Raw genomic sequence first — 14,274 nt, 5'->3', positions numbered from 1 at the left:
GAGATTATTCTACCTTATTTAGAAATGGTTTTCAATAGCTTTTTCAACCACTTTCACCCGGCTTTCACCGTAATGATTCATCAATCTGCTCAGAATCTGCGGGTTTATCCGTATATTTCTGTTTTTCGGAAAACGTTTTACCGCCCGTTCTTTCGAGCAGTATATCACAACCTCGTCGTCTCCTTCAGAATCCGCCAGATACCCGTATACAATTTCCTCCTCATCCAGGTAAGATGCCTTATCCGGAAACTGAATCCACAACTCCTTTTTTGTCCTTTCAAAAGGGATCACTTTTTCGCAGATCAGCTTGCTGGCCTTTTCCTCTTCCTCAGATACCCGTCCGCGGATAAATACTTTGCTGTCCGGCTCCAGATACTCCCTGTTCTTCTCATAGTCTCTGGGAAAAACCACAACCTCAACGGTTCCCAGAAGATCCTCTACCGTGACAAAGGCCATCATCTGGTTCGTTTTTGTATGTTTCACCGTCTTATCTGTAATCATCCCGCCTATGATCTCTTTTGCGCCGTCCCGGACTTTCGTTCTTCCGGTCTCTTCATCCGGCTGAAAATCCGCGGTGGTAGCTGAAATCATTTTGCGCCATTTCCCTTCATATTCTTCCAGAGGATGCCCGCTGATATATATCCCCAGAACCTCTTTTTCAAACGCAAGAAGATTTTCTTTTGAATATTCTCCCACATCAGGCAGACGAATCAGGAATTCTTCTTTCTGGTCATCGGAAGCCATATCAAAAAGGCTCATCTGTCCTGCCATAGAATATTTTTTCTCCTGATTTACATGATCTACAATCTGAACATAAATGCTCATAAACTGTTTTCTTGTTCCTCCCAGCGTGTCCAGAGCGCCTGCTTTGATAAAGTTCTCAATGGCCCTTTTATTCAGCACATCTTTTGCCGAAAGCCGGGTAATAAAATCCTCCAGATTTCTGTAGGTCCCGTATGCGTTTCTCTCTTGTACAATCGCCTGAATCACCGGCTTGCCGATGCTCTTAATGGCCGCCAGTCCATACCGGATATTGCCGTTGTCAACCGAAAAATCTGCTTCCCCCTTATTAATATCCGGCGGAAGAATGCGGATATTCATCTGCCGGCAGGCGTAAATATATTCTGCCACTTTTGAAGGGTTTTCAATCACGGATGTCATAAGCGCAGCCATAAATTCCACAGGATAATAATATTTCAGCCACGCAGTCTGATATGCTACAACAGCATACGCCGCCGCGTGCGATTTGTTAAACGCATATTTCGCGAAATCAATCATTTCATCATATATCTTGTTCGCCGTCTTCTCATCAATTCCGTTTTTGATACATCCCGGAACATTTGCCGTTTCATCACCGTATACAAAGATCTGGCGCTCCTTCTGCATTACATCGCCTTTTTTCTTTGACATGGCGCGCCGTAGCAGATCACTTCTTCCAAGAGTATATCCGGCCAGATCCCGCACAATCTGCATAACCTGTTCCTGATACACGATACATCCGTATGTGGGTTTGAGAATCGGTTCCAGCTGGGGGCAGTCATAGGTAATGGAAGACGGATCGTTCTTTCCCCGGATGTACTGGGGAATAAAGTCCATCGGGCCGGGCCGGTACAGAGAAATACCGGCTATAATATCCTCCAGACTGTGAGGCTTCAGTTCTTTCATGAAGCTCTTCATCCCCGCGCTTTCAAGCTGAAAGATTCCGTCTGTTTTTCCGGTTCCGATATAATTTAAAACCGCCTGGTCGTTGTAGTCGATTTTTTCTATATCAAGAGACGGCTCTTTTTTTCCGGCCATCTCCACCGCATTTTGAATCACTGTCAGCGTACGCAGCCCCAGAAAATCCATTTTCAGCAATCCCAGTTCTTCCAGGGTAGTCATGGTGAACTGTGTGGTTATAGAACCGTCGGCCGCCCGGGATAAGGGCACATATTCATCTACAGGCTTCTGACTGATCACCACTCCGGCGGCATGCATGGAACTGTGTCTTGGAAGTCCCTCCAGACGTTTCGCCATATTGATCAGATCTTTCACCTGAGGATCTGTTTCATAGGTTCTGCGCAGTTCCGGATTCTCCACCAGCGCTTTATCAATGGTTATATTCAGTTCCTGGGGAACCATTTTGGCAATGGAATCCACAAACGCATAGGGAAGGTCCATGACCCGACCCACATCCCGGATCACGCCCCGGGCCGCAAGTGTTCCGAAAGTAACGATCTGAACCACCCGGTCTTTTCCGTATTTACGCACAACATAATCAATAACTTCCTGCCGTCTCTCAAAACAGAAATCCACATCAATATCCGGCATGGAGACACGTTCCGGATTCAGGAAACGCTCAAAAAGGAGCTGATACCGTATGGGATCAATAGTTGTGATTCCCAGACAGTAAGACACAATACTTCCGGCCGCCGAACCTCTGCCCGGACCTACAGCAATGCCGTGGTCCTTGGCATATTTAATGAAGTCCCACACAATCAGGAAATAGTCTACATATCCCATATTTTTTATGGTGCCAAGTTCATAATCAAGCCGCTCTTTCAGTTCATCTGACGGATCCGGATACCGTTTTTCCAGCCCCTCCCGGCAGAGTTTCTGCAGATATTCCCAGGATGTATAGCCGTCCGGCACATCATATTTCGGAAGTTTGGTCACACCAAACTCAATCTCCACATGACACCGGTCTGCTATTTTCTGCGTATTGTCCAGTGCCTGCAGCGCATAGGGGAACAGTTTTTCCATCTCTTCCGGAGATTTCACATAATACTGACCGCCTTCATAACGCATCCGGTTTTCATCTGTCAGTTTTTTTCCGGTCTGAATGCACAGAAGAATATCATGGGCCTTGGCGTCTTCCGCATAGGTATAATGAACATCATTCGTAGCCACAAGTTCAATGCCGGTCTCCGCTGACATCTTCAGAAGCTGTTGATTTACCAGTGCCTGATCCGGAATTCCATGATCCTGAAGCTCAAGGAAATAATTTCCTTCTCCGAAAATATCTCTGTATTCCAGTGCTGTCTTCTTCGCCTCTTCATACAGCCCTTTTACAATATATCTCTGCACCTCTCCTGCCAGACATGCGCTCAGGGCAATCACACCTCTGTGGTATTCCCGGAGAAGTTCTTTGTCTACTCTGGGCCGGTAGTAATATCCGTCCACGAATCCCTTTGAAACAATCTTCATCAGGTTGGCATACCCTTCATTATTTTCCGCCAGCAGGACCAGATGATAATACCTGTCGTCCCCTCCCGTCACTTCCCGGTCAAATCTGGAATTTGGGGCCACATAGACTTCACACCCGAGGATCGGGTTGATGCCCTGCTTTTTTGCCTCCCGGTAAAAATCAATTACGCCGTACATTACTCCGTGATCCGTAATCGCCGCGCTGTTCATTCCAAGCTCCCTGACCCGGGATACATATTCTTTTATTTTATTTGATCCGTCCAGCAGACTGTACTCCGTATGGACATGCAAGTGTACAAAACTCATCCGTTCCTCCTGATAAAAACTTCCGCTGTGCAGTATTTCAGTATACTCTGTTGAAGCTATATTATATGCAGCTGAACTGTTATGCAAAAAAGGGCGGTTTCCTCTCCGGAAACTGCCCTCTGCATCACTCTTGTTTCACATCCTCCTGTCAGAGGAATATGATTCGGTTCCAGGTCGGCCCTGATAACCTTATTTTCCTCCGTGCATCATAAAGTTGATCAGCTTATCTGTATCTTCCGGCTCATATGCGATCACTTCCAGCTCCGGAATCTCTCCGTTTGAAAAAATATTCGCCATGGACACATACTGAGAAAGCTTTGACTTCAGGTTCAGTCTGTCTCCCTCGCCTGTAACAAGCTCAACCTTACCTTTGCAGGAATCAACTACTTTAAAAAATCCTTCGATGTCTGATATATTCTGAACTTTCATTTTCTCTCCTCCTTAATGAAGCTTCACATTACGGTTACTCCCAGGAATGCTGTATCCGCACTCCTATTGCTTATTATACCCTATTTCCCGGGGATTGCAAGTTTAATTTCGGATTTGTCGAAGTGAACTTCCGGTATCGAAAAAGGAAAACAGAGGACAAAGAAGTTTTTATAAGACGGATTCAGAAGAGGGGGACAGGGAATTCTGTTTCCGTTCCATGAGTTAAGAAAAATAACGGAACCTGGAAATCAGATGCTGTGCCGACTTCTTCACCATTCAGATATAAGGACGCAGTCACGCCGTTTATAACTACAGCAAGATGCTGCCACTGCCCTGTCTGAAGTATGGCGCCGGCATTGATCTGAGAACTGTCGCCCTCGACCCATGTCAGTTCAGAAGGATACGTGATCTCAATTCTGTCTCCGGCATTTACGGTTACGGCAATATAACTTCCGGCTGTCACTGCGTCAACAGCTTCACCGTTAATCTTAACTGCCGGATCTTTTACCCAGTCCGGCACACGGATATTAAGTACTGTAGCTGCCGAAGCATCTGTCACTTCCAGAACAATCTCATCAGTTTCCGGATAATCCGTTGTCTGTTTCAGATGGATTGTGTTTCCGTTTTCCAGAGTAATATTTACTTCAGTTTCTTTTATTTTTTTCGCTTCAGATCGTTTCTTTCTGTTTTTTCCAAAACAGGCTCCTTTTTTGAGAGTTTTTAATATCTGTCTTGCTGCATATATGATTTTTTTCTCTTTCAGCCGAAGATAGTATCCGGAGATATCCGTCCATGTAAGCATAACGGCCGCCTGCCGGGCGTATCGCGCACAAAGCCGCCGGTCACCCCTGACCGACGGCTTTGATTCTTGCTGCCTATGCGAATAAATATCAGATTTTAAATATTTTTCCCTCTGTTTCGGCGATCCTGATTTTCCCCTGTTTCAGAAGCCTTCCTACGCCTCTTTTGAACGCCGCCTTGCTGACTCCGAATTCCTGCCTGATTTCCTCCGGATCAGATTTGTCTGTAAACGGCAGCATGCCGCCGTTTGCCTCAAGTTTTTTCAGAATCATCTGTGCGTCCGTGTCCATCTGCTCAGGAATTCTTCCCCGGATACTCAGGTCCAGTTTTCCATCCGTTTTAACCGCGGTTACCCTTGCTTCGATCTCCTGACCGGCTTCCAGGCGGCCTGACATTTCACTCCGCGGAATCAGAGCCGAAAACTGATTGTCAACGGCTACAAAGGCGCCGTATTCTCTGTTTATCTCATAGACGGTTCCTTTTACCATATCATTTCTTTTGTACGGGGAATCTGTGCGCAGCAGAGAATAAATCCGCATAGTCGCGCAGAGCCGCTGACTCTTATCAATATAGAGACTGACCAGACATCTGTCTCCCTTCGCCACCCTGGAAGTCTGCTCCCTGAATGGAAGCAGGAGGTCCTTTTCAAGCCCCCAGTCCAGGAACGCGCCGACTCTGCCCACATCTACAACATCAAGCACCGCCAGCTTTCCCAGCGTCAGCTTCGGTTCATTTGTTGTAGCGATCAGGCGGTCCGAAGAATCCTTATAAAGAAAGACCTCCACAGGATCTCCCGGTTCAATCCCTTCCGGCACCTGCTTCTTCGGAAGAAGCACTCGCTGCGTATCATCCCCCAGATACACCCCGAAATCCACTACTTTGACAACTGTTAATACTTGTTTTTCTCCTAATTTCATACCTTCGTCTCCTTTTGGGCAGCGCATCCTCACGCTGCCTCTGCTTCCGCTATCGTATACTATGGAAACCGGAATGTCAATCAAATCCACGTTATTCTCTCTGGTTTTCCTTCAGGTATTTCCTCCGGTTTCCTCACAGTTCAAAAAGACTCATCTGATGACAGGCCTCTTCCTTCTTTTTTTCTGCGTTTTCTTTCTGAATCAGATTGTCGTCAAGTCCGCGCAAAAAGTCCGAAGGTTCGCCCGACGTGGTCAGAACAAGCTCTTCTTTCGCCCGGGTCATTCCCACATAGAACAGCCTGCGCTCTTCTTCCGGGTCCTCCGGATGATTTTTATTTTCCAGAGGAATGCTGCCCTGGTTCACTCCATAGATAAAGACCGCCGGAAATTCCAGGCCTTTGGAGCCATGGAGCGTCATAATTGTAACCGCTTCCGCCATATGCCGTCTGTTCGGCGACCTTTTCAGGTCCCCCTCCGCGCCAAGTGCGAGCATGTTCATAAACTCCGTCATACTGCCGCAGAATACTGTCATCTGAAGGAGTTTCCGCATAGGCTCACATGCCTCAAGATGCATTTCCTTTATCCATTCTTCTACAAATTTTACCGGCTTTTTCTTCTTATATAAGGGGCAGAATGTTTCCGCCGCTGTGGACAGAATTGCTTCTGTCACAGGATTCCATTCCAGCTTCCAGACTGAGGCGGCACTCTCCTGCGCCGCGCCTGTATCAGCCGGGTTTTCCAGGTACCGGAAAAACGACAGGCTGCCCTGTACGGTTTCATCTTCCAGAAATTCTTCTCTCCCCGCCCGGATATAGGGAATACTTTCTTTCTGAAGGCACTTTTCGATCAGATCTGCCTGACGATGAGTACGGCAGAGAACTGCAATGTCGCCAAAGCCGCGCACTGTACGTTCTCCGTCCTTCCACACCGCCTGATGTGCCTCCAGCATCCCGATTCCTCCGGCCATCCGGTTGATTTCTTTCGCAATAAATACAGCCTCTCCCATAGGGCTCCCCGCTTTTACCAGCCGAACCGGAAGATTATCCGGGCAATTGGGATGCAGATCCGCCCTGTGCTCTGTTACTGTGGAAAAGCCCGCCTGCGAATCAGGCGTGTCGGTATTTCTCCTTTTCCGGTTCTCCCAAAGAGCAGCTGCCGCATGGATAATCTGTGGTGAAGAGCGGTAATTTTCCTTCAGCCGTATCATTTCCAGATCACTGTTTTCCGCAGCCAGCCGTTCAAAGCAGAACGGATCCGCGCCCCGGAAACCGTAAATCGCCTGATCCGGATCCCCGATTACGAAAAGTTCTCTGCCCGACCGGCTCCAGATGCGGATCAGACGCTGCTGGGCCGGATTAATGTCCTGAAACTCGTCCACCAGAAGATACCGGAACCGTTTTTTCCACTTCTCCGGCACATTTCCCTGTTCAAACTGTTTCGCGGCGCAAAGAAGCAGATCGTCAAAATCATACAGTTTCTGTTCCTTCTTCCGCTTCTCATAGTTTTCAAATGTCCGTTCCCAGACAGGATCCGTACCGCCGGCTGCCTTCCCGGCATCCGCGGCGCCCGACTTCCGCGCGGATACCTTTTCCAGGAATTCCTTAACACTTTCGGTCATTCCTGTTTCCGCGGAAGCCAGAGATGCCAGATGCTTCAGTTCCCCTTCTCCCGCCAGGCTGAACTCCGCCTCCTGATCTTTCAGAAATTCCAGACATATCGCATGAAAAGTCCCGATCTGAACCGCACGGACTCCCCGTTTCTTCCCTGCCGCCTTCCCAAGCCGCTGACGCATCTCCTCTGCAGCCTGATTGGTAAACGTTACCGCGGTAATCTCAGAAGGACTGACCCGGCGGTTTTCCAGAAGATACTGAAGCCTGGATGTCAGTGTTTTTGTTTTTCCGGTTCCCGGGCCGGCTTTTACGGCAATTTTAGCCGCCACAGAAGTAACTGCGCGCTCCTGTTCCGGATTCAGCGCGGTCCGCGCGCCCAGTTTCGCTTTCTCCTGCCGCGCTGCCGGCTGTTCCGCGGATATTTCTGTCTCTCCGCCGTTACATGGGGCTGTTCCGGTGTTTATCGACCGTATAGCGTGTTCGTCTTTTTCTGATTTGCTCCTGTCAGCTGTCAGATCTCCCAGCAGGCTGAAGAAATCCATCTGCCCCTCCATATTATTCAGTTCGTCGTCGCAGAAGAGCCGGATAACCCCATATTCCCCGTCAAATCCCGGAATCCGTTCCACTTCTCCCTGCCGGAGCCTGCGGATTCCTTCCGCGATCCTTCCGCCGGACACCCGCCGTATATCCTCCAGCGGCAGATTTCTCAGAATCTCAAATTCCGCGCCCAGTTCCTCGAGCATTTTTTCATATTCTTTCTGAACTTTTTTAGAGGCCCCGGAGCTGCCCACAGAAGCGCCGATTACTTCCGGAAGAGGCACAAGACTTTCAAATGCTTTCGCCCCTTCCCGGATATATCCTTCTTCGCGGTCCGCCAGCTCTTCCACACGGTGTGAAACACCTATAGTCAGTTTTCTGCCGCACACGGGACATTTGCCGTTATACTTCATTGTTTCAGAAGGTGTCAGACAAAGGTTACATTTCCGGTGCCCGTCCATATGATACTTGCCTTCTTCCGGGAAGAACTCTATGGTTCCGTAAAGCCCCCTGCCTGTCTGGATAGCCCGGGCCAGTCCTTCATAGGACATGGGGCAGTCCAGGAGATTTGCCTCTCTCCCCAGTTTTGCCGGAGAATGAGCATCCGAATTGGAGATCAGCTGATACCGGTCGAGAGAGGATACCCGCCAGTTCATAGGCGGATCCGAGGACAGTCCCGTCTCCATGGCATGGATATAGGGCGTCAGATCCTCAAAACATTCCTCTACTGTATTAAAGCCGGAAAACGCGCCGAAGAGAGAAAAATGAGGCGTCCAGATATGTGCGGGGACATACACTGCGGAAGGGCACAGCTCCAGTACAATTTCCAGCAGATCACGACAGTCCAGTCCCAGAATCGGGCGCCCGTCAGAATGAATGTTTCCGATCTGTTCCAGCTTCACAGATATCCGTTCCGCATCTTCCAGGCCCGGAAGCAGAATAAGGCTGTGCACCTTTCTCACCTTATCATTTTTCTTATAAATTGAACTGATCTCCCCGGTAATAACAAAACGCGGGATACTCTCTCCGGGGACATGCCCGTCCCTGATACGATATTCATCTTTCAGTACGTACATTCCCTCCCCGGCAGGCTCCAGTTTTTCCTCCAGCTCCTGCCGCCAGGCCGGATGAGTAAAATCTCCGGTTCCCACAATATGAATTCCCTTGCGCCGTGCCCAAAGATCCAGATGTTCCGGAGTACAGTCTTTGCTGGTAGCCCTGGAATACCGGGAATGAATATGCAGATCTGCAATGTACAATTCTGTCACCTTCTTATCCGTAAATCCTGTTTCTGACCTGCCCAGGCAGCCGGCAGCGAAATAATGGTCCGCTGCAGTTCCGGCCGCCGCGCCGTTTCAGTAATTTTATCTATTTTAGCATGTTTCACACTTTTTGTAAAAACGCAGAAATCCGCAGAACCTGCCTGCGTCAGCTCATATTTTCATATGCGCCGCGCCATGCAATGGCAGTTCTGCGGATTTATGTTTATGTAATCGTTACTATTTTCCCCTCAGACCGGTGAAGCTCTGCTCTCAGCGTCTGATTCACCGTCTGTGCGTTAATGGCATTTCAGTCCTTACTGTCCCAGCTCATTCTGCAGGTCAGTCTGCGCCTGATCCAGAGCTGTCTTCACATCTACACCATTTTCAAAGATATCGTTCAATGTTACAGTCGTGAACATATTATTGATGGACGGATAAGAGGATGAAGCGTGTGAATCCAGACCAACAATGCTCTCTCTGATTTCTTTCAGGACATCAAACGGATTGTTTACAAAGTACTGTACATACTGGTTATCCGGGTTATTTGTCACTTCTTCATTATCCCATACTGTCGTATTGCAGGGATCGAATCCAAGCATGTTCCAGATCTCAATATTTCCTTCTTCAGAAAGTTTTGCGTATGCAAGGAACTCAGCCGCAAGATCTGAACTGGGCTTGTCTGCAACTACGGCCGTACCTGTTCCGCCGCCGCCGACAGATACTTTCTGTCCGCTCTCAAGCTGCGGAGCTACTGCGATAGCAATCTTTCCGGACAGATCCGGCATATAGCTTGTGTATCTTGACATCTGCCACATCGGCATAATCGCGCATGCGAAGTCGCCGTTGTTAAACGCGCCGTAAGCCTCTTCCTTGTCCGGATTTCCTCCCGGCACTGTTCCGATTGCGTGTGCATCGTAGAGGTCTTTGAGAATTGTCATAGCTTCAACCATCTGATCACTGTTTACCGTTACAGTATCTCCGTCTGTATACTCTCCGCCAAGTTCAGCCATCAGCAGGTTCTCTGTCCACAGAGCGCTTGTATCAGCTGTTCCCAGATATTTTCCTGTAGCTTCATAGTACTTGCTTCCTGCTTCTTTGAAGTCGTCCCATGTCTCGATTGTCGTATAATCAATTCCCGCTGCCTGAAGAAGTTCTGTGTTGTAGAATGCAACTGTAGCTCCTACGTGAGTCGGAAGTCCGTAAAGAGCTCCGTCTTTGCTGTAAAGATCCAGACGGGACTGAACGATGCTTCCGTCAGCTGTATACTGGCTTGCAGCCTCTGTCAGATCCATCAGAGCCGGTGTTCCCTGTGTAAAGTTAGCGAACTTACCCTGCTCGATATCTACAAAATCCGGTGTCCCTTCACCATCGTTGAGTGCGATCTGCAGTTTGTTGTGCATATCGTCGTAAGGCATAACGTTTACGTTAATGCTTACTTTCTTGTCCGGGTTGGCCTCATTCCATTTCTCAGCCATTGTTTCATAGAAATCACCGTGGATCTCTGTGAATGTCCAAAATTCCAGCTCTGTAGCGCCGTCTGCCGTCTTCTTCGGCTCGTCTGAGCTGTCACTGCCGCCTCCGCCGCAGCCTGCAAGACTTCCAACGATCATTGCCGTTCCAAGAAGCAACGCAACTATTTTTTTCTTCTTCATGTGTTTTCCTCCCTTTCGTTTTATTAAACGTTTTACTTGTTTTCTATAGATATATCATACACCAGCTGCTTTGTAAACACTTTTTCAGACATTATTATCAATTTTGTCTGTTATGCACTATTTTTATCTCGTTTTTTTATGCATGTCGCATAGTATTTGTATTATATAATACGTTTAATGTTTTTTGAACCGAATCACATTCCAGGAAGCTTTTCCCAGCACGGTCGTCAGGTAGCCTTCTTCAATCTTTCCACAGGCTTTCTGAATCGGGAACACCTTTTCTCCGGCTGCGTTGTTTTCCGCTTTCAGATCATCGCACGCAAGGATAATCTGCTCCTCCGCCTCATATCCTTCGAAACTTCTTACATCCACTGTCAGAGCCACATCCTCTTCCAGATTGCGGTTTACGGCGAAGATCGTCACTTCTTCCTTTTCCTCGTTAAAAACAGCTACGCTGACAATGTCACTGACTTCGCCGTGTTCTTTGGTGGAATGTACCCCGCTGTCTGTCAGAAGCTCCAGCACTGTACCGCGTCCGTATTTTGAAGCGTGCAGAAACGGATAATAGATTGTCTGTCTCCAGGCGGGTCCGTCTTCTTCCGTCATCACAGGAGCAATTACATTAACCAGCTGGGCAAGACACGCAATCTTCACTCTGTCCGCATGGCGGAGCAGAGTAATCATCATCAGCCCTACCATAAGCGCGTCTTCGAAATTGTAGTGATCTTCCAGAAGATGAGGCGCAGTCTGCCACGGATGGTTGGTCGTAATATCGATTTCTTCATCTTTGGAATGGAACCATACATTCCACTCGTCAAAACTTAAGTTGATTGTTTTTTTGCTGCGCTTTTTCGCTTTCACAAAGTCGCAGGCAGCTATAACTGTACGGATAAAAGCATCCATATCTTCAGATCTTGCGAGATAGTCCGCCGTATTATTCTCCGGATTGCCATAATACTGATGCAGGGAAATATAATCCACATAATCATAGTCGTACTCCAGAGTCGTTGCCTCCCACTGGGGAAAGGTAGGCATTTCCATATATGAGCTTCCACAGGAGACAAGCTCGATTGTGGGATCAATCAGCTTCATGGCTTTTGCGGTTTCCTCAGCAAGCCGTCCGTACTCGTCCATTGTTTTTCTGCCCAGCTGCCACTCTCCGTCCATCTCATTTCCCAGACACCAGAGTTTGATATTATACGGATCTTTTACGCCGTGGCTGATTCTCAGGTCGCTGTACTTTGTACCTGACGGGTGATTGCAGTATTCCAGCAGATTACATGCGTCGGCTGTTCCCCTTGTTCCAAGATTAACCGCCATCATCGTATCGGCTCCGACTTTTTTCGTCCACTTTGCAAACTCTCCCAGGCCGAATGTGTTCGGTTCCAGGCTTCTCCAGGCCAGTTCCAGTCTCGGTTTTCTTTCACTTAAGGGACCCACGCTGTCTTCCCAGAAGAAATTAGACACAAAATTCCCACCTGGATACCGGATAATCGGCACTTCCAGTTCTTTTACAAGTTCAATGACATCTTTCCGGAACCCGTCCTCATCCGCAGAGGGATGTCCCGGCTGATAGATGCCGCCGTACACTGCCCTTCCAAGATGCTCGATAAAAGATCCGTAAATTCTTTTATCTACAGGCGCTATTTTAAACGCTTTGTCTACAATCATTTTTGCTTTTCTCATATTTGTTTATATACCTCCTGTTGTTCCGCCGCTCTCTGTGCGGTTTCCCCCGCATCAGAAAGCGGCGGCGTTTTCCTTTCCGGGCCGCGCAGCGGCCAATAATCATAATCCGGCTCAGGCTGTCATGGCATCAGCCTTTTACAGCGCCGGCTGTCATACCTTCGATAAAGTATTTCTGGAAGCACAGGAACAGGATCAGGATCGGCAGTACCGAGAAAAATGAGCCGACAATCAAAAGATCGTAGTTGTTCCCGTACGGTGTAACCAGTGTGTTCAGTCCGATCGGAAGCGTATATTTATCGCTGGAACGCAGCACAAGCAGCGGCCAGAGGAAATTGTTCCAGCTGTTCATACCGTTCAGAATTGCCATGGCGGCAAAGGAAGGCTTCATAATCGGCATAATCAGTTTAAAGAAAATTCCGTATTCCGTAGCGCCGTCAATTCTTCCCGCTTCAATAATCTCCTTGGGCATTCCTACCAGATACTGACGGAAGAAGAAGATTGTCATAGCGTTTGCCAGGAACGGAAGAAGCACAGCTGCATAACTGTCTGAAAGTCCCATGTCGTTAATCTGTACATAAAGAGGAAGCATCAGCATCTCAAACGGCACGGACATGATCAGCAGCACGATTACGAAGAAAAAGTTCTTAAACCGGAATTCATACGCCGCAAATCCGTATGCGACAAACGCGCTGATCAGCAAAGTTCCCACAACCTGCAGCACAGTCAGGAACACACTGTTAAAAAACCACGTAAAGTAGTCGCCTGAATCCGTAAAGAGCATAATCCAATTGTCAAAATTGGCTGCTGATAAATCAATCGACAGATTCAGTCCGTACCGTACCAGCATATTTCCTTCCTGGAAGGTTCCGATAAATATCGCCCAGAACGGAAGCAGGATCATAAGCCCGACCACTACCATGAGAAGGATCATAAATATTTTAACAATCAGTTTTCCACTTTTGTTTGTCTTCATTATTTATCGTCCTCCTTCTTAAATGTACCCGTAGCGACAAGCTGCGTAATATTGATCGCAAGAACGATAACAAGCAGCACTACGCCGACGGCACTCGCGTAGCCCATATCGTTTTTCTCTATTCCCTGACGATAAAGGTATCCGACGATTGTCAGGCCGATATTGTTCGGAGAATTGTTGCCCTGATACAGCATGTAGCTTTCATTGAACATTGCCAGGCCGCCGTAAATACTGATTGTAAGTACGTACACAAACGTTGGCTTAAGCTGCGGAATTGTAATCTTAATAAATTTCTGCCAGGTCGTAGCTCCGTCAATGGAAGCCGCTTCATAATAATCTTCGGGGATGCTCTGCAGGCCGGACAGGAAATACATCATGTTGACTCCCCACCAGCGCCAGCAGGCAAGCGTCAGCAGCGCAATAAATCCTGTAGCAGCTCCTTTCAGCCATTTGACAGGTTCCATGCCAAACAGTCCGATAAACTGATTCATAAGCGCCGTGTCCATCTCGCCGAACATCAGCCGGAAAATGGTACCTGCTACAACTACAGAAGTCAGGGCCGGAATAAACAATGACGCCTTAAAAACACCCTTGATTTTTCCTCTGACCAGCTTCGAATTGACCAGGCAGGCCAGAACCATGGGGATCGGGATCAGCAGAATCAGCGTAAATATCATGTATTTAAAGCTGTTCGCTACCGCAATCATAAAGATACGGTCGCTGAAAAGACGTATAAAGTTATCTGCCGCGATAAATGTTTCCTGCCCGGGCAGAATCTTCTGCGTACTCATAATTCCCGACTTGATCAGCGGTACAAGCCAGAACACGGCGAAAGTCAGAACAAATGGAAGAATAAATACATAGGGCGCCGCCTTCTTGGAATACAAAATTTTTTTCATTTCCTCTCTCCTC

At 48.0% G+C, this 14,274-nt stretch carries 9 protein-coding genes; all 9 read right to left on the bottom strand.

The window, feature by feature from the left end; all coding sequences use genetic code 11:
* Positions 1 to 18: 18 nt before the first annotated feature.
* Positions 19 to 3,492, bottom strand: coding sequence for a DNA polymerase III subunit alpha (locus AC0QUU_RS03605; RefSeq protein ID WP_474544640.1), 3,474 nt, complete (start codon positions 3,490 to 3,492; stop codon positions 19 to 21).
* 189 nt (positions 3,493 to 3,681) lie between these two features.
* A complete protein-coding gene (locus AC0QUU_RS03600) occupies positions 3,682 to 3,921 on the bottom strand; it encodes a polya polymerase (RefSeq protein WP_474544639.1) in 240 nt (79 codons plus the stop codon).
* Positions 3,922 to 4,102: 181 nt separating this feature from the next.
* The gene (locus AC0QUU_RS03595; RefSeq protein WP_474544637.1) at positions 4,103 to 4,723 is read right to left on the bottom strand and encodes a LamG-like jellyroll fold domain-containing protein; all 621 of its coding nucleotides are present in this window, start codon (positions 4,721 to 4,723) and stop codon (positions 4,103 to 4,105) included.
* A gap of 88 nt (positions 4,724 to 4,811) precedes the next feature.
* The gene (locus tag AC0QUU_RS03590) at positions 4,812 to 5,639 is read right to left on the bottom strand and encodes a CvfB family protein (protein WP_474544636.1); all 828 of its coding nucleotides are present in this window, start codon (positions 5,637 to 5,639) and stop codon (positions 4,812 to 4,814) included.
* Between the two features lie 133 nt (positions 5,640 to 5,772).
* On the bottom strand, positions 5,773 to 9,045 hold the full coding sequence (locus AC0QUU_RS03585; RefSeq protein WP_474545513.1) for a UvrD-helicase domain-containing protein: 3,273 nt from the start codon (positions 9,043 to 9,045) through the stop codon (positions 5,773 to 5,775).
* A 317-nt stretch (positions 9,046 to 9,362) separates the two neighbouring features.
* Positions 9,363 to 10,700 (bottom strand): ABC transporter substrate-binding protein, encoded by a 1,338-nt coding sequence (locus tag AC0QUU_RS03580; protein ID WP_474544634.1) that lies wholly within the window; start codon positions 10,698 to 10,700, stop codon positions 9,363 to 9,365.
* A 174-nt stretch (positions 10,701 to 10,874) separates the two neighbouring features.
* Positions 10,875 to 12,386 carry an arabinosylfuranosidase ArfA gene (arfA, locus tag AC0QUU_RS03575; protein WP_474544632.1) on the bottom strand — a complete coding sequence of 504 codons (1,512 nt, stop codon included), beginning with the start codon at positions 12,384 to 12,386 and terminating at the stop codon, positions 10,875 to 10,877.
* 130 nt (positions 12,387 to 12,516) lie between these two features.
* Positions 12,517 to 13,308 carry a carbohydrate ABC transporter permease gene (locus AC0QUU_RS03570; RefSeq protein WP_474545512.1) on the bottom strand — a complete coding sequence of 264 codons (792 nt, stop codon included), beginning with the start codon at positions 13,306 to 13,308 and terminating at the stop codon, positions 12,517 to 12,519.
* Between the two features lie 53 nt (positions 13,309 to 13,361).
* Positions 13,362 to 14,261, bottom strand: a complete 900-nt coding sequence (locus AC0QUU_RS03565; RefSeq protein ID WP_474544630.1) for a carbohydrate ABC transporter permease — start codon at positions 14,259 to 14,261, stop codon at positions 13,362 to 13,364.
* Between the last annotated feature and the right edge of the window lie 13 nt (positions 14,262 to 14,274).

The sequence above is a fragment of the Mediterraneibacter sp. HA8405 genome (assembly GCF_056148955.1).
This window is presented reverse-complemented; position numbering and strand designations above follow the sequence as displayed.

Bases quoted from the DNA above. Each gene is read 5' to 3' on its own strand.
- arfA (WP_474544632.1), bottom strand. From the start codon at position 12,386: ATGAGAAAAGCAAAAATGATTGTAGACAAAGCGTTTAAAATAGCGCCT.
- AC0QUU_RS03590 (WP_474544636.1), bottom strand. From the start codon at position 5,639: ATGAAATTAGGAGAAAAACAAGTATTAACAGTTGTCAAAGTAGTGGAT.
- AC0QUU_RS03565 (WP_474544630.1), bottom strand. From the start codon at position 14,261: ATGAAAAAAATTTTGTATTCCAAGAAGGCGGCGCCCTATGTATTTATT.
- AC0QUU_RS03570 (WP_474545512.1), bottom strand. From the start codon at position 13,308: ATGGTAGTGGTCGGGCTTATGATCCTGCTTCCGTTCTGGGCGATATTT.
- AC0QUU_RS03600 (WP_474544639.1), bottom strand. From the start codon at position 3,921: ATGAAAGTTCAGAATATATCAGACATCGAAGGATTTTTTAAAGTAGTT.
- AC0QUU_RS03605 (WP_474544640.1), bottom strand. From the start codon at position 3,492: ATGAGTTTTGTACACTTGCATGTCCATACGGAGTACAGTCTGCTGGAC.
- AC0QUU_RS03580 (WP_474544634.1), bottom strand. From the start codon at position 10,700: ATGAAGAAGAAAAAAATAGTTGCGTTGCTTCTTGGAACGGCAATGATC.
- AC0QUU_RS03595 (WP_474544637.1), bottom strand. From the start codon at position 4,723: ATGCTTACATGGACGGATATCTCCGGATACTATCTTCGGCTGAAAGAG.